The organism is Paenibacillus thiaminolyticus (assembly GCF_003591545.1).
Lineage (GTDB): Bacteria > Bacillota > Bacilli > Paenibacillales > Paenibacillaceae > Paenibacillus_B > Paenibacillus_B thiaminolyticus_A.
In genome coordinates this window covers 1-22668 of record NZ_QYZD01000003.1, presented here as the reverse complement: position 1 = coordinate 22668, position 22668 = coordinate 1, and the positions used below count along the sequence as shown (strand labels likewise).

At 48.7% G+C, this 22668-nt stretch carries 20 protein-coding genes; 2 read left to right on the top strand and 18 right to left on the bottom strand.

Translation table 11 applies throughout. The annotated features are described in order from the left end of the window. Nucleotides 1-6: 6 nt before the first annotated feature. From DQX05_RS05085 to DQX05_RS05055, 7 genes are read right to left on the bottom strand one after another with little or no spacing between them, the layout of a single operon-like run. On the bottom strand, nucleotides 7-987 hold the full coding sequence (locus DQX05_RS05085; protein ID WP_119791489.1) for an isochorismatase: 981 nt from the start codon (nucleotides 985-987) through the stop codon (nucleotides 7-9). A gap of 20 nt (nucleotides 988-1007) precedes the next feature. Then, entirely contained in the window at nucleotides 1008-2639 is a 1632-nt protein-coding gene (locus DQX05_RS05080) for a (2,3-dihydroxybenzoyl)adenylate synthase (protein ID WP_119791882.1), read from the bottom strand. 5 nt (nucleotides 2640-2644) lie between these two features. Next, nucleotides 2645-3889 (bottom strand): isochorismate synthase DhbC, encoded by a 1245-nt coding sequence (dhbC, locus tag DQX05_RS05075; protein ID WP_119791487.1) that lies wholly within the window; start codon nucleotides 3887-3889, stop codon nucleotides 2645-2647. Nucleotides 3890-3914: 25 nt separating this feature from the next. Next, nucleotides 3915-4703: a 2,3-dihydro-2,3-dihydroxybenzoate dehydrogenase gene (locus DQX05_RS05070; protein ID WP_119791485.1), complete on the bottom strand. Its 789-nt coding sequence runs from the start codon at nucleotides 4701-4703 to the stop codon at nucleotides 3915-3917. Nucleotides 4704-4716: 13 nt separating this feature from the next. Then, nucleotides 4717-5565 (bottom strand): alpha/beta hydrolase, encoded by an 849-nt coding sequence (locus tag DQX05_RS05065; RefSeq protein ID WP_119791484.1) that lies wholly within the window; start codon nucleotides 5563-5565, stop codon nucleotides 4717-4719. 13 nt (nucleotides 5566-5578) lie between these two features. Next, nucleotides 5579-6607, bottom strand: a complete 1029-nt coding sequence (locus DQX05_RS05060; RefSeq protein WP_259391784.1) for an ABC transporter substrate-binding protein — start codon at nucleotides 6605-6607, stop codon at nucleotides 5579-5581. A gap of 48 nt (nucleotides 6608-6655) precedes the next feature. Further along, complete coding sequence (locus DQX05_RS05055; protein ID WP_119791483.1) at nucleotides 6656-7873, bottom strand: ABC transporter substrate-binding protein; 1218 nt, start codon at nucleotides 7871-7873, stop codon at nucleotides 6656-6658. A gap of 612 nt (nucleotides 7874-8485) precedes the next feature. Here DQX05_RS05055 and DQX05_RS30555 point away from each other — a divergent pair. Further along, nucleotides 8486-8662: a hypothetical protein gene (locus tag DQX05_RS30555; protein ID WP_182914627.1), complete on the top strand. Its 177-nt coding sequence runs from the start codon at nucleotides 8486-8488 to the stop codon at nucleotides 8660-8662. Between the two features lie 171 nt (nucleotides 8663-8833). On the opposite strand, the gene DQX05_RS05050 is transcribed toward DQX05_RS30555, so the two are convergent. The 11 genes from DQX05_RS05050 to DQX05_RS05000 form a co-directional block, all read right to left on the bottom strand. After that, complete coding sequence (locus DQX05_RS05050) at nucleotides 8834-9583, bottom strand: ADP-ribosyltransferase (protein ID WP_119791482.1); 750 nt, start codon at nucleotides 9581-9583, stop codon at nucleotides 8834-8836. Nucleotides 9584-9696: 113 nt separating this feature from the next. Continuing rightward, nucleotides 9697-12144, bottom strand: coding sequence for a beta-ketoacyl-[acyl-carrier-protein] synthase family protein (locus DQX05_RS05045; RefSeq protein ID WP_119791481.1), 2448 nt, complete (start codon nucleotides 12142-12144; stop codon nucleotides 9697-9699). A gap of 11 nt (nucleotides 12145-12155) precedes the next feature. Beyond that, nucleotides 12156-13205, bottom strand: coding sequence for an aminomethyl transferase family protein (locus tag DQX05_RS05040; RefSeq protein ID WP_259391783.1), 1050 nt, complete (start codon nucleotides 13203-13205; stop codon nucleotides 12156-12158). Next, nucleotides 13195-15999 (bottom strand): GNAT family N-acetyltransferase, encoded by a 2805-nt coding sequence (locus DQX05_RS05035; protein ID WP_119791479.1) that lies wholly within the window; start codon nucleotides 15997-15999, stop codon nucleotides 13195-13197. The genes DQX05_RS05040 and DQX05_RS05035 overlap by 11 nt, the downstream gene beginning before the upstream one ends. Then, nucleotides 15996-16481 (bottom strand): 3-hydroxyacyl-ACP dehydratase FabZ, encoded by a 486-nt coding sequence (gene fabZ, locus DQX05_RS05030; protein ID WP_119791478.1) that lies wholly within the window; start codon nucleotides 16479-16481, stop codon nucleotides 15996-15998. Before fabZ ends, DQX05_RS05035 begins: the two co-directional genes overlap by 4 nt. Nucleotides 16482-16487: 6 nt before the next feature. Further along, nucleotides 16488-16775 carry a phosphopantetheine-binding protein gene (locus DQX05_RS05025; protein ID WP_119791476.1) on the bottom strand — a complete coding sequence of 96 codons (288 nt, stop codon included), beginning with the start codon at nucleotides 16773-16775 and terminating at the stop codon, nucleotides 16488-16490. Nucleotides 16776-16810: 35 nt separating this feature from the next. Next, nucleotides 16811-17569, bottom strand: a complete 759-nt coding sequence (gene fabG, locus DQX05_RS05020) for a 3-oxoacyl-[acyl-carrier-protein] reductase (RefSeq protein ID WP_259391782.1) — start codon at nucleotides 17567-17569, stop codon at nucleotides 16811-16813. Continuing rightward, entirely contained in the window at nucleotides 17562-18512 is a 951-nt protein-coding gene (locus DQX05_RS05015) for an ACP S-malonyltransferase (RefSeq protein ID WP_119791474.1), read from the bottom strand. The genes fabG and DQX05_RS05015 overlap by 8 nt, the downstream gene beginning before the upstream one ends. Beyond that, on the bottom strand, nucleotides 18509-18928 hold the full coding sequence (locus tag DQX05_RS05010) for an acyl-CoA thioesterase (protein ID WP_119791472.1): 420 nt from the start codon (nucleotides 18926-18928) through the stop codon (nucleotides 18509-18511). Before DQX05_RS05010 ends, DQX05_RS05015 begins: the two co-directional genes overlap by 4 nt. 5 nt (nucleotides 18929-18933) lie before the next feature. After that, nucleotides 18934-20085 carry an ABC transporter permease gene (locus DQX05_RS05005; protein ID WP_119791470.1) on the bottom strand — a complete coding sequence of 384 codons (1152 nt, stop codon included), beginning with the start codon at nucleotides 20083-20085 and terminating at the stop codon, nucleotides 18934-18936. A gap of 14 nt (nucleotides 20086-20099) precedes the next feature. Continuing rightward, complete coding sequence (locus DQX05_RS05000) at nucleotides 20100-21047, bottom strand: ABC transporter ATP-binding protein (RefSeq protein WP_119791468.1); 948 nt, start codon at nucleotides 21045-21047, stop codon at nucleotides 20100-20102. A gap of 269 nt (nucleotides 21048-21316) precedes the next feature. Here DQX05_RS05000 and DQX05_RS04995 point away from each other — a divergent pair, with 269 nt between their 5' ends. Beyond that, nucleotides 21317-22417: a Fic family protein gene (locus DQX05_RS04995; RefSeq protein ID WP_259391781.1), complete on the top strand. Its 1101-nt coding sequence runs from the start codon at nucleotides 21317-21319 to the stop codon at nucleotides 22415-22417. Nucleotides 22418-22668 lie beyond the last annotated feature (251 nt).

Sequence of the window (22668 nt, the reverse complement as noted above, 5' to 3'; positions counted from 1 at the left end):
CTCCTTCTATACAGTAAAATAATCGCCGTTCGGCAAAGAGCGGCTCATCCGGGAAGATATAAGCTGCCACCAGTCGGCCAATGTGGGGCGTTCGGCCAGCTCCGCGAAGCTTATCTCGGCTCCGCCGCGGCGCCAACGTTCGATCAGACTCATAATCCGGATCGAATCCAGTCCCCAAATATGAATCAGGTTGTCATCATCCGCAATCCGGGACGGATGCTCCTGCAGCAGTCCTGCCACTTCAACGCGCACCGCTTGCCGCGTCAATGGCAAGGGCTCTCCTTCGCGCTGGGCCTGAAGGCCCGGCTCAGACGCCGGAGCGGATTCAGAAATAGACGCCGAATCCCCCAGCCTGGCCAGGTCCTCGACGAGACGCCGGGTCGTTATCGTGACCGCACAGCGTTCGGCGGCGTAAGCGAGAGCCATCCGATGCTTGTCTGCCGAGAAATCAGCGACAGCGTCGGCCACGAAGAAAGGCTGCACATCCTGCATGAATGCTTCGCATGCGGTCATAAGACATCCGATATGTGCATAAATGCCGCACACGATCAGTTGATCCCGCCCGCTCCGGTGCAGGATATCCAGCAGCTCTGTCTTTTGAAACGCGCTGTACCGCCATTTCGTCACCACGATATCATGCTCGCCGGGAGCCAGCGCTTCCACGATTTTTTTCTGATCCGGCCCGTCGTTCATGCCCGGTCCCCAGAAATCGCATAGCAATCCGCGGCGTTCGGGGCTCTGTCCGCCGGGCTGCGCCGAGTACACGACAGGAATACCGAGAGCGGTGCATTGCGCGCGAAGCTTCTGGATGTTCGCCAATAATTCCGGGACAGGCGATTCATCTACGTTGAAAGCGTCGACGAAGTATTGCTGCATATCATGAATCAGAAGAACGGCGCGCTTCGGATCGGGCGTCCAAGCCACTTTGTTCGCCGGCAGGTCAGATTCCGCAGGCATCGGATAAGACAATATGGAAGGAAGAGCCATAACATCCCCTCTTTTCATCATTATTTTGAGAGATTGGCGAGCGCATTCTGCTTACTGGCAATGAACTCGCGCAGCGCCTTTTTACTTACCTTGCCAACCCCCGTCTTGGGAAATGAATCCGTGAACTCCACCCGATCGGGGATTTTGTATGCCGCTAACCCTCTCTCCCTGAGGAAGGCTTTCAGTTCAGCAGCCGTCAACGGCGAGGACGGATAAGGAATAATGAATGCGCATGTGCGCTCCCCGAGGAAATCGTCCGGCATCGCCACCACTGCCGCATCATGCACACCGGGATGGGCCAGAAGGTGATTCTCTACTTCTTCGGCCGCCACCTTGTCTCCGCCGCGATTAATTTGGTCCTTCGCCCTGCCTTCAATGACCAGATAACCGGATGAGGTCAATCGGGCCAGGTCGCCCGTACGGTAAAATCCGTCCGTCGTGAACGCCCTGGCGTTATGCTTCTCGGCCTTGTAATAGCCGCGGATGGTATAAGGCCCGCGCGTCAGCAGATGCCCCGTATCCCCCGGCCCAACATCGCAGTCATCGTCATCGACCAGCCGGATTTCATCATATGGCGACATCGGCCGTCCTTGTGTGTTCACGACAATGTCTTCCGGATCATCCAGCCTCGTATAATTCACCAGCCCTTCCGCCATTCCATAGACCTGCTGCAGCGTGCAGCCCATCGCGTCGCGTACCCGCTTGGCAGCCTCCGCGCTGAACTTGGCTCCGCCTACCTGCAGCACCTGAAGAGAAGACAGGTCATCACGGCGGGATCCCGCCGCATCAAGCCAGATCAAGGCCAGCGGCGGCACGACGGCCGTGATCGTGACGCATTCCTTCGCGATCAGAGGGAAGGCAATGTCAGGGCTGGCTCCAGGCGCCAGCACAACCTTGCCGCCGGCATAGAGCGTTCCCAGCGTTCCCGGCGAACTGAGCGGGTAGTTATGGGCGACGGGAAGCACCGCCAAATAGACGCTGTTCTCATCCAGAGCACAGATCTCGGCGCTCACCCGCAGACTGTAGATGTAATCATCATGCGTGCGGGGAATCAGCTTAGGAAGCCCGGTCGTCCCGCCGGAAAGCTGGAAAAAGGCGGCATCCTCGGGCTGCGGCCCCTCGATATCGTCCGCAGGATCGGCATACAGCTCGTCCAGCGCCGCGTACTTCCCCGGATCCCCAGCCACAATCACGTGGCGCAAGCCTGGAGCCGCCTCCCGCACCTGATCGGCAAGCTCCCGGTAATCAAATCCCATGTCGATATCAGGGATAATATAAGCCGCCGCTTCAGTGAATTCGCATAAATAGACGATCTCGCTCTTGCGGTGCGCCGGCAACGAGAAGACGGGCAGGGCCCCCAACCGGAACAGCGCAAAAATAACTTCAAAAAATTGCGGAATATTCGGCAGCTGAACGATAACCCGATCCCGCTGCCGAATCCCCAAGCTGCGGAATCCGGCAGCGAGGCGGTCCACGCTGGCATCAAGCTCCGCATAGCTTATCCGCCGATCGCCGCTGACGATAGCAACGCGATCCCCGTGAGCCGCGGCGCGCTGACGCAGCATTCCGCCGAACGTCTCTCCGCGCCAGCATCCCAGTTCGCGGTAGTGTTCGGCCCATTCTTCCGGCCATGCAGGACATCCCGGCAGCACCATGCTCATCTCTCCTTCACCGTTGAACATTGTTCTTGATCCAGTCCCATGGCAAGCAGCAGCGTGCGGAACTTGGCCGATGTCTCTGCAAGCTCCGAAGCCGCGTTTGAGCCGGCGACGATTCCCGCTCCGGCGAACAGGCGCAGCGTCCGTCCTTCCGCCTCCGCGCACCGGATCGTGACAGCCCACTCCCCGTCTCCATTCACGTCGCACCAACCGACCGCGCCTGTATAGTACGCCCGATCGAAGGGCTCGATGTCCTCAATCACGGCGCGAGCCAGATCCGTGGGTGTTCCGCAAATGGCAGGCGTCGGATGAAGCGCCATGGCCAACTCCAGCGATGAAACCGCAGGATCGGCAAGCTCCCCGGTTATGTTGGTGGAGAGGTGCCACATCGTCTTCGTCTGCACGAGCGACGGCCCGGCGGGAACATGCAAGGCTCGGCAATAGGGACGCAACGCGGCGACGACCGCATCGATCACGACTTCATGCTCATGTCTGTCCTTGCCGGAGGCCAGCAGCGCGGCCGCCCTGCGCTTGTCCTCATCAGGATCATCGCTGCGGGCCGCAGAGCCTGCTAACGGATTGGCCGTTACCCGCCCCCCTGTCTTCGTGACGAGCAGCTCCGGGCTGGCCCCTATTAGCGTGCGAGGACCCGTATGGGCTTTCGCCGCGCTGTCATCTCCCGACGCCAAATCGACCGCAAAAGTATAACCATGGGTATTATGGCAGGCCAAATTGCGCAATAGTTGATGGACATCGACCGCTTCCGGCGCCGTCATGCGCAGCGTTCTCGACAACACCACCTTCTGAAGCTCGCCTTCGCCAAGACGGGCCAGCGCTTCGTTCACCCCATCCATAAATCTGTCCGGATCCGGAATCGGCTGGATCTCCCATGCCGATGCCACGGGCCGTTCCCGCAGCAGGCCGGTATCGAAGCGCAACGGGCCTGCCCATTGCACATCGTTCGGCACGATTAGCTGCGAGGGCTTCGCAGGAGCGAATGGAATCGCGCCTGCAACGAGCGGCATGGCATGGCCCGCCTGTCTCGCCACGGCGAGAAGAGCCGCCACGCGCTCGGGCAGGCGATGGCAGCCGTCGAGCCCCTCCTGAACGGGCACCCGCGCCCATTCTCCCCGCGCCAACAGGGTCCGTTCCGGCGAAGAAAAAAAGAAGGACGTTCCCGTCCGGTATTGCTCCAGCAGCTCTGTGGCAGATGCCGCAAGAGCCGCATCGTCATATTTCAGCATTTCAACCGTCTCCCTTCCATCTATCTCAGCAGCCCAAGGTCGCACCGCCGTCGACGCATAATTCATGCATCGTAATATGCCGCGCCCGGTCGGATACGAGGAAGATCACCGCATCGGCAATATCTGAAGGCATGGCCAGCTTGTGCAGCGGAATTCCTAAGCGGAACGCCTCCGGCGAGCCGGCAATGACGGCCCCCGTGCGGTCCTCGCCGCCCCATAGCGCCCGCTGCATATCCGTGTCCGTGGATCCGGGCGCTACGATATTGCAGCGGATATGGTTCCGGGCGTGCTCCAGCCCGAGACATTTGGTGAACATGGCTGCGGCCGCCTTCGATGCCGCATAGGCTGACATATGCATCCGCGGCACCCCGGCCGCATTCGACCCCACGGTCACAATGGATCCGGAACCGCGGAGCGCCATGTGCCTGACGACAGCGCGGGACACATAAAATACGCCGTTGACGTTGACACTGAAGGTCTCCTGCCAATCCTCGTCGCTAAGCGACTCGATGGGCCCTGCCCGCAGCAGCCCCGCCACATTGACGACGATCTCAATCGGACCCAGCTCCTGTTCGATTCGCTCCACCGCTTCTTCCACGGCCTTACGGTCACCGACATCTGCCGGGTATGCTGCGGCACGGTAATTCCCCGCGCCGCGCAGCTCGGCGGCGATCTTCTCGACGCCTGCGGCATTCCGATCGACGGCTGCGACGATCGCCCCGAGTCCGGCAAGCGCCCGCGCCACCGCTTCCCCGATGCCTTGGGCAGCGCCGGTAACCAATGCGACTTTTCCCTTGATTCCTGGATACTCCACCTTAGTCAACCCCTCATTGTTGTTCCGGATGCAGGGCAAACCGCAATGCCCGGCTGATCAGAATCGGCAGTACCGAGACATGCCCTTCATCTTCAAATTCTTTATATACGGCGCTCACTCCCGAATCGGAGAGAGAAGACAGTCGTTCTGCAAGCTCCCTGGCGCTGTCGCAATTGCGGGCGACATGGCTTTTCTCCTGCTCCCCGACTCCGAGCAGCAGCCGGACGTTGACGGGCTCCTCCCGCACACGGGCCGTGAATGTCCGCTCCTGCTCCAGCAAATATTCCTTGCTCCAATGGATGGACGGACTGCCTGCAATATAGTGCTGGAACGCGTTCGGCTTCGTAAAGAGCGCATACAGCACGAACAGACCGCCGAGAGAGTGCCCGAATATCGTCTGCCTGTTCCGGTCAATCCGGAGCTCGCTTGCGATCTGCGGCTTCAGCTCCTCCTCGATGAATTGGAGGAACTCAGCTGCCCCGCCTTGTTCAGGCAGCTCTGCTCCATCGGATCTGCGCTTGTACTCCGTATTGGGAATCGGCGTGTAATCGTAAAAGCGATTCGGCGCATAGGAAGCCTCCGTCTCATAGCCAATTCCTACAATGATTGCCGGAGCCACTCCCGTCTTGTCAGGACGGCGGCTCTGCAGGCGCACCGCTTCGACCATCGTTCCGAATACCGAGTTGCCGTCCAGTAAATAGATAACCGGGTATCCTGAAGAAGGGGGTTCACCCTCCGGTTGCGCCACAATAATCCGGTAGGTCCGGTTCTCGGCCCGCGAGCGCAGCGTCCACTGCTCCGCGCGGGGAATGCCCACCTGTCGGCGCGCAAGATGATCCAGCGTAATGATGTTCCGTGTCATGTCATCCCCCCGCTCATTCCGTCAGCAGCCGAACCGTGTCGTCTACAATTTTTTCGTAAGCGATGAGCCCGCTGCCAAGCCAATATTTATTGCTGACTTCGTATACATGGCCCTCCTTGACGGCAGGCATGCTCTTCCAGATTGGACTTTCCATCATTTCTGTCATGCGCTCCGTCCCCTGGTTATAGGCATTGAGAACAAAAATGTAGTCCGCGTCCAATTCCGGAAGAATCTCCATAGATATGCTGGCGCTATTCTCATTCCCTACGAGATTGGATATCCCGAGCTCCAGATCGCGGTGCACGACATAACCGCACAGGTATTGGCCGCCCATCAGACTGACGCCTTTGTGGGCAAAGCGGATAATCGCCACCTTTTTGTCTCCGACCGCTTCCTTCAGCTTTTCTTTGGCTTCCTTCACTTTTTGCTGATAATCCTGCAGCGCCTTATTGGCCTCCTCGGTTTTGCCGAGCAGATCGCCTATGGCAGTAAGGGATTTCTCAATATTCCCGGAAGCATTTTTGAATACATAGGTTGGTGCAATCTTGGAGTAGCTTTCATAGTTCCCGTTCTGGGCATAGGTCTCCGTATGCAAAATAATCAGGTCGGGATTGTAAGCCATTAGCGTCTCCGGCGATGGCAGTCCTCCCGACAAATCAAGCTTCGGCACGTCCTTCAATTCCTCTTGCAGGTAATCATGCCCCATGCTCCCGTTGGACCATTGCGCTACCGGCTTGACGCCCAGCTTGAGCAAGGAGTCCTCCATGTTGGGAGCGAAAATGTTCTTGGGCTCGGCGGGAATGCTGATTTCATGGCCAAGCTCGTCCGTTACCGTCCGCTCGCCGCCGGAAGGCTTCGCGCCGCTGTCCGCCGCTGCCGCAGGCACTTCCGAGACGGTTGCGGAGCTTGATTGACCGGTCGGCGCGGCCTCGCTCTCTGCCATCGAGCAGGCCGTCAGCACGCTTCCCAGAAGCACGCAGCACAGCAACCCCGACATGCGGGCCATGAAGCTGGACTTGGCATGAAGTTGAGATTTTGACACGGTATACCCCCCTAAGTGATAATGATTCTCATCCGAACTGAGTATAGATCAGGTGGCGAAGGATTCACCATAGCCATTATCCAGAAAACCATTTGGACAATTTCCGGTAAACAGCAGCAAGGCTTCATCAAGCATACGCGTAATAGCGACAGCGGAATATTCGCACCACGGATCGGAGGTAATGGGATAGACATACCGGTTCTTTACCGCAGTCAGCTTCCGCCATTCGGCTGAATGCTGCAGCGCCAGCCAGAAGGCGCGGGACGACGCTTCGGGACATACCAGGACCAGAATTCGGTCAGGGGCAAGCTCCGCCAATTGCGCTAATGTCAACGGCGGACCGCTGGACGCTTCGTGCCGGCATGCGGATTCCAGCTTGAGGTCGTGATAGAGCACCTCCTCCAGCCCGCGGTTCCCATAGATATGGATGCGGTGTCCATAGATGCGCAAAGCGAGTATCTTGTCCTGTCCCAACACTTCGCCAATCTGCTTCCGGGCGGACTGAACCCTCTGTTCATAACGGCCTATCCATTGCGCCGCTTTATCTTCTCTATTTAAAAAATGGCCAATCTTCTGCAGTTGATCCCGCCAACCGTCTTCCGCCGAGACCATGAGAGTGGGAGCAATCTCCTTCACTTTCGTCTCCTCCAGGGAAGTGAGATGATCGGTGCCAATAATCGCATCGGGACGAGCCTGCACCAGCCGGTTCAGATTCACTTCGAACGGGCGATAAGCATAAGGAGCGGTAAGCATCAGATGGAATCGAATCTCCGTGCGCAAAGCGTGGTAGTAATGAGGCGTCCACTTCGGATCGAGCGGCGCCGCCACCGGCATGACATCCAGCGCAAGCAATTGCCCTATCAACGCAGAGGAGCAGGCGGCGATATGCCGCCTCGCGTTCTTCGCGAAGTCGGACGGAGACAGACCGACTTCTTTCTTGAATCTGCGGCTAAAGTAGAATTCGTCCTTATACCCAACCTTCAAGGCAATATCGCGCAGACGCTCTCCGGATTCCGCCAAGTATCGCTTCGCGTGGTTCATGCGCACGGCCGTCAAGTAATCCATAGCGCTTAGGCCATAGGTTTTCTTGAAGAGATCGACAAAATATTTGGGGCTGATATTGGCCATCCGTGCCAGTTGCCCGATCGACAGAGATTCGTCATAATGCTGATCCATAAATTCTTTGATCTCATTCAAGTTGGTTTTCCGGCTCCGGTCAGGCGACCGCAAGCTTCTGTCTATCGGCAGCTCTTTTTTTGAAACCACGGGGAACCTCCTTTTTGCTAATATAAGATAAGCATGAAGCATAGGTGGTGGTTGCATCTCTGTGATAATGATAATCATTATCATTAATTAAATTACCATAAGTATCCACCCTAGTCAATCAAATTATGGAAGAAATGTGGCCACGCAAATCTAATGGGCTCCAAAGGGCTGTCAAAAGGCGAGCTATAAAATAATACCGAGCTTGATTGTATTCTCGCCGGCCGGATGCTATCCTATCTCCATATCCACTTGGTGGCAACAAATGGATTGCATACGTGTTGTGAGGTAAAGACAGGAAGAGCGGCACTATGCTGAGGAACAGGGCGCAGAGCGTTTACTCGAGCGCGAGTCCGCCCCGGAGGAATGGATTTTTAACGGGAAAGTAAAATTCTGTATATGATCGAACATGCCCCATCGAACGCAGGATTGCCTGTGATCGATGGGGCGTTGCTTGTCGTGCCGGCGGCTTACATACGGCACTCGCTATGCTGCGGCTCATGGGCGGACGCTTCAGGCGGCTGTCTCCGGCCCTCAGGCGTTCACAACGCCTTCGGTCAAGCCAGCTCTTCGTGAGCGACCTCCGTCTCCAGTCCCGAGGTGTTCACGACAGAGATGATAAGCGCATCGAATCCGTTGCGCTACGTACTTGGCGATCATACGAAGCTGGAATTGACGCAGCTATATCGCATTTGCGGAATGGGGCAAGCGCCGATGCCGGAGGAATGGGCGCGTTCAGGCGCTGACATCGGATGGATAAAGGCGGAAAGAGGAAGCGAACGAAGCGCATGATGCGGGGGACGGATACATCGCTCTCGGATCGTGAAGTAGAAATCGCGCATGGCTCGACAGCGGGCCATGCGCTTTGTATTGCAGTTAGGCACGCCGAGAGGAATCCTAGAAAACGGAGCTATCTAGCGCCAACTGCATAGATAAAACTTTACTTTTTTTCAAAAGTTGCCCTTAGGGCAGTACAGTAGCCTCAATTTTTATAGTTTCGCTGCCTTTATTTACTATAATATACATTTTATCTATTCTGATCTTTGTATTTCTCGGCAACAAGAGCTCATATTGCCCCTTATAGAGGCTAATGTTATCCACATAACCGGCATGGGCTCCCTTGGGTACTTTTAATGTGGTTAAAATAGGTCTCATTGCAAACTGCTGATTAGAAACAAGGGATGTACTCAAGTATCCGTACTCTGTTTTTGTTTTTCCCTGGTATTGATCCCTTAACTTTCTAAACAACTCTCTATCCACTTTATTCCCCTGGTATATAGAATTTTGAAACTCTTTACCAAAAATAGAAGTGTCATCGCCTCTGTATACCAGTACCGTTTCACTTACAGTTGATTTCTTTAATGCTTCATCTAATTTCACAATCTTTTTATCAATGTCCGGTTTAAAACCTAATTTGCCTTCATTAGCCCGCAGATAAGTATTAAAGGGCTTGGCATTCCCCGTATACTCTTTAACGAGTTCCTTTTCGCTTGCGTTCAGTTTTTTGTTCCAGGCTTTGTATTCTTTATTCCCCCACTTTTCTGCTGCTTTTCTGTCTTCATTAAAATCTTTGGCTGAACGGGAATCTATCACTTCATAACGATAGTAGTTGCTTGATCCCGCACCGCCAATCGCATACGCTGCATTGCCACCAATTGCTGCTGATGCTAAAGCCAAACTTAAAACAAGACTACAATAAAACTTTTTCTTCATTTCTCTCACTCCTAATAAATTATTATTTATGGTTAAAAAACCGCCATTTAGGCAGGTTTTTCCATAACCCGACAAGAAAACTAGCTCTCGCATGATAGCCTTGCTTTATACTCTCATTGCTCGTACTTTCCAATGACGACGGTATTGTAGTTGCCTCCATAAGAAAACGAACTAATTAAAGCATGGTCTATCTCGGCTTCACGGGCTTGTTCTGTGACAAGATCAATTCTTCCGTTATGACAGGTTACATTTTGGGTCGGAGGAATTTTTCCGTCGAAAGCACATAAAGCGCTAATCAAGGAAAGAAGTCCCGAGCTAGCAAAGGTTTCTCCAAATACGGACTTAGAAGCACTTACGGGCACCCTGTCTCCGAATAGACCGTGAATGACCCTTTCTTCCACACTGTCAAAGTACGGATGTCCATTGGCAGCCGCACCGATATAGCCAATATCATCAGCACATATTCCCGCTTCGCTCAAGGCCATTTCCATAGATGTTTTCCAGGCTTTCCCCGTATGGTTTACGCCTCCGATTTTGCTGTCATCCGACGTCAACCCGAACCCTTTGAGCTCTGCAAAAATTCTTGCCTTTCTTCGTAAGGCCGCTTCCTCGCTTTCTATAATAAAAGCAACACTGCCTTCTCCGAGAATCGTCCCGCTTCTGGCAGAGCCAAACGGTTGAATTTCGTCTGATGTTAAAAATTTGTTAATCCGGGAATGTCCCTCTACGATCGGTTTGTTGACTTCATCCGAAGCCACAACGATAAACGTGTCGTAATCACTGGACTGAATCAAAGAATAGGCGTAATACAGGGCGCTAATCCCGGATACATTGCCGCACGACACCGTTGATGTAGGGCCTTTCACTTTAAAATTTAATGAAATGTGGCCGGCGGCTGCATTCATGACCGTATTTGGGAATAATTTGGCATTGGCCGACTTTACCCCTTCTTGGATAATAATCCGGTTAAAGCTTTCCACGGTTTCAATAGGGCCTGTACTCGTAGCGAAAATGATGCCAATCTTTGCCCTGTTATCACGGTCAATCTTCAGTTTTCCATGTTCTAAAGCCATTTTGACGGATACAACCGCATTCCGGCTGATCGCATCCATTTTCCGTAATAAATTGGGATGAATCATTTTCCGGAAATTGATTTCAGGGATTTGACCTGCCTTCATACAAGAAGAGGATTCCGCCTCCCACTTTTCAATCGGAGAGATGCCGCTTTTCCCCTGAAGCAGGCATTCCTTAACTTCCTCCAGGCTGGCGGCGTTTCCGGCAAGAGCGCCGATACCCGTGATTACCACTTTCTTGATCGGCTTTTCAGCGGCCCGTTCGTTTCCGCCCTGGTATTTCCGGAATAGAATGCTGGCATTGTTCCCCCCAAAAGCAAACGAATTCGACAAGACGTAATCGAGATGCTCGTCTCTTCCTTCGTTCGGAACGAAATCAAGATCAAATTTCTGGCTTTCCAGGTCAAAATTAATGGTCGGGGGCAAAAAACCATGCTGAATGGCTAAAATACTCGTCACGGCTTCGGCCGCTCCCCCTGCTCCCAACATATGGCCAATCATGGATTTAGTAGAGGAGACCGGTATCTTATGGTCGCCCGTTAAGGCCAGAATCGCCTTTGGTTCAGACATATCATTGGCCGGGGTGCCTGTCCCGTGTCCATTAATATAAGAAATCGCGTTACTCTCGACATTGGCTTTTCTTAACGCTCCCTGCATCGACCGCAACGCCCCTTCCCCTCCCGGGTCCGGTGCCGTCTGGTGATACGCATCGGAAGATAAATCGTAATCCAATACTTCCGCCAAAATAGAAGCGCCGCGTTCCAAAGCATGCTCTAGCTTTTCTACAACAAGGATCGCCGCTCCCTCTCCAATGACTACCCCGTTGCTTTTGCTGTATGGAGCCGGCGGAGTCGGGACCAACGCCTGCAAACTGTTAAAGCCGCTCAACGATAATCTGGACAACGGATCTACCCCGCCTGTGATCATAACGTCAGCTTTATCATTGCGAATGATGTCCAATGCATATCCGATGGAATTCGTTCCCGCCGCACAGGCATTGGAAATAACCATCTTGGGTCCTTTTATTCCTAATACGCGCGTAATATTATCGCAGGGAGTATGAATGAGATATTTATAAAGCAAAGCTTCATCCGCATGCTGAATGCCCTTTTTCAGCCACTGCTCATGAAATTCTTCACCGCTCAGCATCCCGCCCAAAGAGGTTCCCAATGAAATTCCGACCCGGTAAGGATCGAGCGACTTCATCCGCAGATTCGCACGGGTCACCGCTTCCCTGGCAGCCAGAACGCCTAATTGGCCGCAGCGGTCCATCTCATTGAGCTCTTCTTCTGAAAAATAGTCTTCCGGATGAAAATCAGCAATCTCTCCGCCCAAATTCGTTAGCATATCGGACATATCAATATTGTTTACGACTTTAATGCCGGATTTTCCGGCTTTAACCCGTTCCAAGAACTCATCCAGATTTTTGCCGTTCGGACAAATAATCCCCATTCCGGTTACAACAATGCGCTGCTTATTAGTCTTCATAGCTGTCACCCTTATATTGTTTTCATTTCCCACGACTTGCAAAGAATATATGGGGAAGATTGCGTTGTCGCCTCAAATACCCGGTTTTGTTTGTCTTTGATTTGGAAGTGAATTCCGGAAACCGCAAATGGCTCGCGTAATAATCCGATCCCAAGCTTGGCATGTAATCCCGGGCTCTCTTTGATTTCTATGACTTTTCCGATGGCATGCTCGCCCACATAGATTTCATCCTCCAGCGATACGGGATTTTCCCTGTCCGTTGTGAATCCGACGATTCTTTTGCTAATCCCTTTCTCCAATTGCTGCTCCAGAAACTCTTTTCCAATAAAAGCATCTTTATAAAAATCAACAAACCACTCCAGGCAAACTTCAAATAAAGACAGTTCCTGTCCTGTTTTAAATTCAAAATAAGGGTGGCGAACCTCTAACATGGCTGTTTCCAGCGCCTCTTTATCTACGTCCTGAAGATCGATTTCTGCAAAAGAATTCACCTTCTCCGCAACCGCGTCTTTGAGCTCTTTTTCAAATAAAAGCTGGTACCCGTATTCTCCGGTAACCCCGGTTCTTGCCAATATGATTTCTGTCCCCTGGAAGGTAGTCGGGGCAAACGACTGAAACGGAAGCGATGAGATTTCAAAGTGCAAAAATTGCTGGGCAAGCTTCCAGGCATAAGGTCCTTCAAATCCAATTAAGGAGTGGCTTTCACTGATATCCGCAATCTCTACCTGATGCTCCTGCTTTTCCCGATTCTCTTGCAGCCAGGCGAGAACTTGATCCTTCTTATCGGATGCCGTAATGAGAGTAATAGAATCTTCGTTTTTAAAGAGATTGACAAGATCAATCACCGTTCCATCATCCCGCAGCAGAAGCGCATAAGCGGTTTTCTCTTCTTCCATAAATTGAATATCTTTGGTCACAAGCCCATCCAGAAATTCCACATGCTCATCGCCCTTGACGACAATCTTTCCGGCGGAAGACAACTCTATTATGCCAATTCCGCTCCGAATGGCCTCATACGCACTTCTTTCCCTCGTTTGGATACCTGTCTGATTAGTCATCATGTGATTCCTCCAGTTCCTCTAGTAGCATTTGTGAAAAATAGATACTCTCCTGCATGGTTTCTCCGACAGCAAAATGAAATGTAAGATTTTCCCCCTCATCACAGGTAAACAGACCAATTTGGATTCCTTTTTTAAACCATTCATAGACAGCCATTTTTGTATGGGCCGATGTGACGGAAATAGTCACAAATAAGCCATTAACAAATTCGATAGTCATTTTACTGTCTGCGTATATTTTTCTATTTTGGTTTTTTGGTAAAATAACGAGTTTTTTTCCATTTTGCCAACCATACATTTTTTTAATAGACGATTTTCCCTGCCGCCCCCAGAAAAAGTGAAACACAAAATGTTTATCATCTTTGTTTTTTTTCATGTTGACTTGCAGTGCCGGAAGATGATAACTCGCTAAATATTCAACTTGCCAAGCTCCCATATCGCAGGAAAGCAGCTTTAGAACATGGCCGTTCACATCTTTATCAGCGGTTTGCACGTCTTTAACTCGGGGGTGTTCGGCCATAGATTGAAAAACCAGTCCCTTATCATTGAAGGAATACGGGATATTATCGGGAATCATGAAACCCGGTAAAAAGAAGCATCCCTCCAAGGCAGGCTTTGCTTTTCCAATCTCTTTGCCTTGATAAGCAACATAGGTGATTGCCCCCTGCTTTTTCCCGATTTTGAGAGCAAAGCGATTATTTTGAAGGATATAATGCTGGTCTTCTTTCGTATTGATAATTTTTTCATCCGCCCACGCGACGTCCGGACCGGCAAAGGGAGCGAGAACATTTTTACTCTCCACGATATTCGCGAAGACCTCTTCTACCTTTTCTTCCACCGTATAATAATGAGTTTTGCTTATATATTTGTCATTCGGGCCTTTCGTAAAGACGAGTGAGGGCATCCATCGTAACCCGTAGAGTACACGTTCTACCGCGCCCTCCCACATCATTCCCAATGTCACATTTTGATCTTCAAATACGGTATAGTTCATCCGGTATTCTTCGCTTCGAGCCGGTAAATCAAACCCGTCCACATATTCAAAGTCATGCAAGGAAAACGGTTTTTCCCCGTAAATCATGGGAAACTTTATATCCTGCGTTTTCAAAGGTACGGTCATTTGCGCGGCATAGAGCATACACCAGGGATAAATCTTTATTCTTTCTCCTGATTCGGCATCATCTTCTATTTTCAACGTTTTTTCCGAGAAAAAGGAGATACGGCGCTTCAAGCCTGTCCGCCGGTGGACGATGTGTATACGGTCTTCCGAATCCTTGCCCCATGTAAGATCATTCCGCTTCGGTTCCTTCACAGCATTACAAAAAGGATAATCCAGATCCGGCCAAGCTTCTTGGGCTAACTGCTGTCCTGTTCTAGAATCATACAGATACAAGCATCCTGTTTTTTTATTTACTTTTGCGCTTAAATACATGCTTTCCAGGATCAGATGCTGCTCGTCCTCGTATGAGTTGCCATGTCCATAGGAATGGACGGGAACGGGTATACTCACCGTATCTGAATCGTTGTGTTGCCGGCCCGCAGCCGAAATCAGCAGGTTGGCAACTCCGTTCTTTCGGGCATTTAATTGAAGTTCATGCGTGACTTGTGCACCACACTCCACAACGAGCTCTTCCATCGGTTTCAAGAGCGCGGCTTCCAATACTTCCGGATTATCAGATTGAACTTGCAATGTATATTTCCGACTTTCGCCGGAATTATTTTTTACGATGACAGGATAAACACTTTCCCGGCCGCTCACTAATTTGGGCGGTTCCTTCACATACACTTCCAAAGGGGCTTTAATGGTCACTCCAAAAAAGAGTTCCAGTTGAAAATCGTTAGTTTTTAACGTTGTCACCAGTACACCATCAAAGGTTTCGGTTAATTGGACGGCAGCTTCCCATTCATATCGCTGATCCGGCTCAAAGGATTGGGTGGTTTCCGAGATGGCTTGTTGGCCCAACCATGCCGAGATATCGGCTGTGACCGCTTCTTTAAAATGATGCTGAAATACGTACCGGACATGTACTTCCTGTCCTGCCGCCAGATCGTTCCCTTCCTTGATGTAGCTTGTAAAGAAAACATGCTTCGTTTGTATCTTTGTCATTTTTTGACTTTTTACGTCAATCCAGCCGTTTGCCTCTCTTGAACCGAGGTCAATGGAATACTTGACCGTTTCAATGCCATTTTCTACGATGGCATTACTGTTCAGATTCCGCATGGACTGTACGGGTTTGATCGTCTTCCATCCCCTTGACACCAAGGATTCCCCGTCAGGCGGTTGAAAAGCTTCCACAAAATAACGGATTAGATACGGCAAATAACTTCGTAAATTTAAATAGCCGTCGTAATTAATGTAAGACCTGCTCGTCTGGTAGAGTCCAACCCGTTTATAGAGAGACATGGCCAGCTTATCTTCCGGGTTCACTTCCGTATCAATGTATCGGATGCCTTGCTGAATCAGTTTCCGGATGGCATAGGTAAAAAATTTATCCGGAATGCTTCCCGAACGAAACTCCGGGTGAATTAAAAAGTATCCGGCCCATGCTACATCCGGTTCAGCCGCTCTTTGGCTTGACAAATTCGAGAATAATAACGTTCCAATGATGTCTCCCTTATACTCTGCCGCCAGATATAAATTGATTTTCCGTTCTAGAAACAGCTGCTTTATATCCTTCTCTGTTAACGGATACCCGTACCGGACAGGCCCGTACTGATATTTATTGTAAAATTGCGCCAAATGATAACTATCACTCTCTGTACATTCGCGAATGCCAATAGGCTCATGAGAAATCATACCGGCTCAGCCCTTTTAGATACTTGAATGCTTCCTGCTGCCACTTTCTTATTTTCTACGTAAGCTTCAACTTCCACTTGAGAGATTAATCCTAGCGACCGTCCGATTTGAACATGTAATTGCAGTTGATCTCCGGGTACAACGGGCTTCAAAAATTTCATGTTGCGCAAAGATACTAAATACCCAACATATGAACTCGGGTCTACTTCCAATTCACCGTTCATCTGCCCGCCTTTTTTCTCCAATTCTCCGGTTACATATACAACCGCCGTCATTTGCGCTAGAGCCTCAATAATAAGAACCCCCGGCATAATCGACTCATTCGGAAAATGGCCTTCAAAGTAAGGTTCGCTAATGGTCACATTTTTAATGCCGATTCCCCGTTTTCCCGGCTCCAATTCAATGACTTTATCCAGTAAAAGAAACGGCCATCTGTGGGGCAATAGATCCCGAATTTGATCCGCAGTTAGCACTGGCCTCACCCCGCATCACCCCTCCTTATTTTCTTCAATGAAATCCGCAATTTTATTAATAGAACCCAGTACGACCATATTTTCATCGTACAAAGCGATTCCGAACTCTTCTTCAATCGCCAATAAAAGCTCTAATGCATCCAGTGAATCTATTCCTAATCCTCTTCCGAACAATGGCTGGTCATCCGTAATAAGATGCGGTTCAATGTTCAAATCTAACCGGTCTATAATAATTTCTTTGATTCGACTGGTAAGTTGTTTTCTCTCTTCAGCTTGGGTTATTGTTTTTTCATACGTAAGCATGTCTCTTGACCTCTCTTTTGTTAAATTTCCTCGAATTAAGAATGAAGGAGCCCGCCGTCGATCGTATATACTTTTCCCGTAATATAACTTGCATAAGTTGAACATAAAAAGGTTGTTAAGTGTGCTACTTCCTCAGGCTCCCCCATTCTTCCAAGCGGAATAAACTTGAGCATTTTCTGCAACACTTGCTGATTCATGCTTTTGGTCATATCCGTTTTAATGTATCCGGGTGCGACTGCATTGACGCGGATACCGTATTCGGCCGCTTCCAGCGCCAACGTTTTGGTTAAGGAAATCATGCCTCCTTTGGAAGCGGAATAATTGCTCTGTCCTTTTGCTCCCGCGATTCCGCTTGTGGAGGTGACGTTGACAATCACCCCGCTTCTTTGTCTCATCATTATTTTTAATGCCTGGCGGCAGGATAAGAATGTCCCCGTTAAATTTACATCCAGCACGCCACTCCATTTTTCTTTGCTCATTATCGCGGCGAATCCGTCGTTGGTCACACCCGCATTATTTACTACAATATCTATTCTTTTTTCCTGAGCGTGAATCTGTTGGTATAAAGCCTGAATAGATTGTTGGTCGGCAAGATCGGCCTGGACAGCAATTCCCTTACCGCCTTCTTTCCCGATTTCTGCCGCCACTTCTTCGGCAGCCTGCCGGTTGCTTTGATAAGTAAAATAGACAATCAGCCCATTCCTGGCCAAATCTTTCGCAATGGCTTTCCCTATTCCCCTTGATCCTCCGATTACGAGCGACACTTCATTCCCGTTAAACATCCCGTTACACATCTGTGCCTTCCCCCTGACCTTCCTTTTTCCATGATTCGGCCATTTTCTTTAGCTTCATGGGAGTTTCGGTCGAAGAAACGGATATATTCCGCTGGAATAACCAGCATAGCTTCGTTAACGTATTTCCCGGACCTACTTCGATAAAGTGTTCGACCCCGGCATCCAAGAGGGAATTTATCGTTGTCTCCCATAGAATGGTTTCTGTACACTGAAGCTTTATATCTTCTAAAATCGCCGCTGCATCCACCGTTTTTTCTGCCGAACAATTAAGAATAATAGGAATCCGGGCTTGCTGCATCGAAAATGATTGTACATACTCCATGAACTCTGACACCATTTCGCTCATTAAGCGGGAATGGAACGCTTGACTGGTGGCCAGCATTTTTACTTTTACGCCGGGTAGCTGGGAGATGTCTTTCTGGAATCGTTCCACATTGGCACTGGCACCGGAAAATACAACCTGCGTCGGGGAATTATAAGCCCCGACGTCAATTTGATACGGTCCGGATTTCTCAATAATTTCTGAGATCTTTTCGCTTGTATTGGTCACAACCCCGAGCATGGACCCCGGAATCTTCACTTGGCTCATCGCTTGTCCGCGTTTACGAACAATGCGCAAAGCATCATTGAATTGCAATACTCCAGCCTCTACCAGCGCCGAGAATTGACCGAAGCTGTGCCCCGCAACCATCGACGCCCGAATATTCATGGATGCCAAAACCTTGGCTATCCCGGTACTCACGGTTAAAATAGCCGGCTGTGCTACACTTGTCTCGGTTAATTGTTCCATCGGGCCGTATAGACATATTTTTTTCAAATCAAAGCCTAACGTATCGCTTGCCTCTTCAAATAACGGATTGAAAATCTCAGGAAACTTATCATAATAGCCTTTACACATACCGACGGTTTGCGATCCCTGACCCGGGAAAATAAAAGCAATCATGAGACTCCCTCCTCGCAAAGTAATGAAACCATATCGAACAGTTTTTGCGGCAGCCGGTATAACATTTGGCCGTCCGCCGTTGTCAATACATGCTTGGAAAACCCTTCTGCCAAGAGGACACGGCCTTTTTTTCTAAACAGCTTATGATCAAATTCCAAATAAGCTTTGCTCTTCGTTCTCAAATAGGTCTCAACAATGACAATATCGTTAAATACGGCCCCTTTTCGGTATTTGCAGCCGATATCAATGACAGGAAAATAATATCCGTTCGTTTTTATATATTCTCCTATAGCCGAGTTCTGCAGGAGTTCAAACCTTCCCATCTCAAACCAATGAAAGTAGTGGGAATGATGGGCGACTCCCATAAAATCACATTCCCCGAACCGAACTTTGACTTCAACTCTTACCGGATTCAACTGCTTCACCTGCTTTTGGCGGAAACCTGAAATTTCCGGATAGATATGGACAAGAACAAAATCCCCATGCCTATTAATGCGGCGGCTGAACCTAGAACAGCCGAAAATCCTTTATTATAAATTAAAAGGTCGTTAAAGCCGCCCATCGCCCAGGCCGTAATAGTAATGTGCGCCAACTTCTGCATCCATTCCGGTTCGATATATAACGGCCACCACGACCCGCCCAAGGCAGACATCGATAACACAATTAAAATGGAAATCCCGTTAGCCTGCGATCTGGACTTGCAGATGGAAGCGAGCAGAATAGCTAAACTGGACGACGCAAATGCCGTGCAAACGATTAATAGGGCTAATGCCGGAATGCTCTTTCCGAGCCACATGCCGAATACAAAATGGCCTACACTGAACAGCACGGCACATTGAACAATAGCCGTAATAAAACAAGATAACATCTTCCCTAAAATGATGGATAAGGAGTTTACGGGTAAAGTAAGAATTTTCCTTAATGTCCCGTTCTCCCGTTCCTCTACAAAGGCACCCGCTGCTGATGCCGTTCCGAGAAGGACAAACATAACCGCATAACCCGGAACATTGGATTCAAATGGAGTGGGCTTATGTTCGCCTTCATCTGTTAATTCCTTAGACTCTACTTTCAGATTCCTTGGCGTTGCTGCAGCAGCTTGTTGCTGCGTTATCCCTTTTTCGATATCGGCGATGATTTGCGTAACCGCATTGAAAACGATGCTTGGAATGATGCGGTCTACCTTGTCCTCGATAATGACAATTTTCGTCTCCACGCCCGAATAGGCATTTTTCGTAAAGTCTTGCGGAATGATGATTGCCGCTTTTTTAGTCTGGACTTCTTTTTTTGCCTCTTCTTCGGTATAAGGTTTATCTGTGCCATCCGCTTTATAAGTTTCTTGAATGTCCAATGCCGGTATTTTTTTCAATTCGGTAACGACTTTCTCTGCTAATTCACCCTGATCTTGGACAACGATCGGAATTTTGAATTTCTCTGTCTTGCTGTCGAACACATTCGATAAAGCAAAACTTGCAACAGCAATAACGATAATGGGAGTAATGAATAAATAGATTAGGCCAGGGATATCTTTGAGCTGGATCAATAAATCTTTCTTGGCTATGTACCAAGACTTCATCTTATCTCCTCCTTTCAAGCCCTCAGTGTTTTTCCGGTTAGATGTAAAAAGACATGTTCCAGATTGGAGTTTTTCACAAGCAAGGAATCAATTTGTACCTCTTCCTGCTGAGCAAGAGCGATTACTTTTTGTGTCACCGCAAAACTGTCCGCACATTGAATCATGATTTTTTGATCCTTCCGGGTAAAAGACTTGACCTCTTCAATCGATTCCACTTTGTCAATAAAGCTCCCGGAGGCATCCTGTACGACAAACTCCACATCATTTTCACCATATTTTTTTATTAGATTTTTAGGAGTATCTAAATCTAAAATTTCTCCTTTATCATAGATGGCGACCCGGTCGCAGAGCATTTCCGCTTCTTCCATATAATGAGTCGTATAGATGACGGTAATCCCCAGATCGTCTACAAGATGGCGAATACAGCTAAAAATATGATTTCTGGATTGGGGATCAATCCCGACGGTCGGTTCATCTAAAAAGACCACTTTGGGCTCATTTAACAAACCAACCACCAAGTTAATCCGTCTTTTCATTCCGCCGGAAAAAGAATCAATTCTCTTGTTTGCCCAGTCTTCCAACTGCGCGAACTGAAGCGCTTTAGCGATTTGGCTCTTTTTTCTGCTCCCTTTTAAGCCATACAAATCGGCGTAGAAGGATAGATTGTCATAGGCCGTTAACGTAGGATACAAAGCTAAATCTTGAGGCACAACACTGACAACTTTTTTTATTTCGTGCCGCTCTTTGACCAAATTGCGCCCGCAAATTACTCCTTCCCCTTCATCAGGGAGCAGCAGTGTCGATAATATAGATATAAGGGTTGTTTTTCCTGCTCCATTCGGTCCTAATAACCCGATAACTTCTCCTTCATATATGTCTAAACTTAAATCTTTAATCACTTGGTAATCGCCGTACGATTTATTGATGCTTTTAATAGAAATGATAGGACTCTTACGGTCCATATCCTTTCCTCCTTTCTAGTTCTGAAGCAGGAATCGCTTGATGACAAGTTCGCCTCAGATGGTGAGGTATGGTCTTGAGGCCTAGGCACTCCTTTCCATGATGAGTTATACTGGCATTTAAAAAACTTTACTTGGTAACTTCTTCTAAGCATTTTCTACCGTTATCATACACAATGGCAGAAAATAAGCCAAAAAAACGAAAAATTACACTTTTTTTCTTAAATATCACGTATATAAATCTTTGCTTGAATTAGTCTGGAGGTAAAAAAATGGTACAAACAACGGAGTTATTGTATAATTCGATGGAAAATAAGGGTAGAATACTGTCTTTTTTTGACGAAAAGTTCAAAAAATTATCACTCGATCTAGAAACGGTAAGCTTAATAGGAAAAATTAACTATTATAAAGGATGGCTGGAAGTTTATGAAAAAGAATTTCCATGCATTTTGGAAAATTTGCATAAAGCAATGAAAGTTCAACAGGCGCAGGACTTTTTTTCTATGCACAAAGACCTGAAAGTAACCAGCAAACGGTTAAAAGAACTATTAATTTATAACAAAGCGCCAAAAAGTACGATAGAAAATGAAATATCATGTTGCTATGATACATTAACCTTTATCCATAATAAGTGTAAATACAGTACTATTGACCCAAGTTTTATTCTGGAAACTCACTTTCAACTATTCAAATATGCTTCATCGGATAGCGGAACATGGAGAAAGAACGAAATAATAATTCCCGATAATCTGGAACTAAAATTACCTATTTTTTGTTGTCATCCGCCCGTAGCGTCTGCACAAATACCAGCATACATGGAACAGCTTTGCCGGGAATATAATGAGTTAATAGAGGAGGGAGTGATTGATCCTTTAATATTAAGTGCTCATTTTATTTTCCATTTTATTTGTATCTCCCCCTTTGAATATGGAAATGAAAGAATTGCACGCCTGCTTCTTTATTTTTTGCTCTTGAAAAGTAAACATTCCTTGGTGAAATACATTTCATTAGATAAATTAATAAAAAAATACGAAACCGATTACTTTGAATCACTTAAAAAATCCTCTGCCAACTGGGATTTTCAAGAGTACAATATAACCTTCATCTTACATTGTCTGTTGAATATTATTTTAGAAGCCTGTACATTGCTGGATGCCGACTATCAAATGAAAAAAAATAAAAGTGATAAAATTAAAGTTTATATTATGAAGCAGGAAGCCCCTTTTACAAAAGAAGATATACGAACCGTATTTGCCGATGTGTCGCAAAGTACGATTAACAAAGTGTTTGAATGTCTCCAGAAAGAAAACGCCATAAAACTCCTCTCCCGGGGACGCAACGCAAAATGGATAAAAAACGCCACCGTCTCGTAATCGGACAGAAAACAACGCTCCGGACAACAAGAAGGAAAAGGTTGGAGGGTCTTTCACCTCCGGCGGGAAGTCGGAAGGCTCATTCCTCCTCGCCGTTGCCGGAGCTTCTAAAACAAAAAACTGCCCTCCTTCGGCATCAAGGAAAGCAGTCATCAGGTTTTATGAATTTCCATTCTAAATTCTGCCCGAACGGAGCAATAAGAATAGGTAAGGTTTTGAGGTAATCTCCGCCTTTTCCCCTCTTCCACACC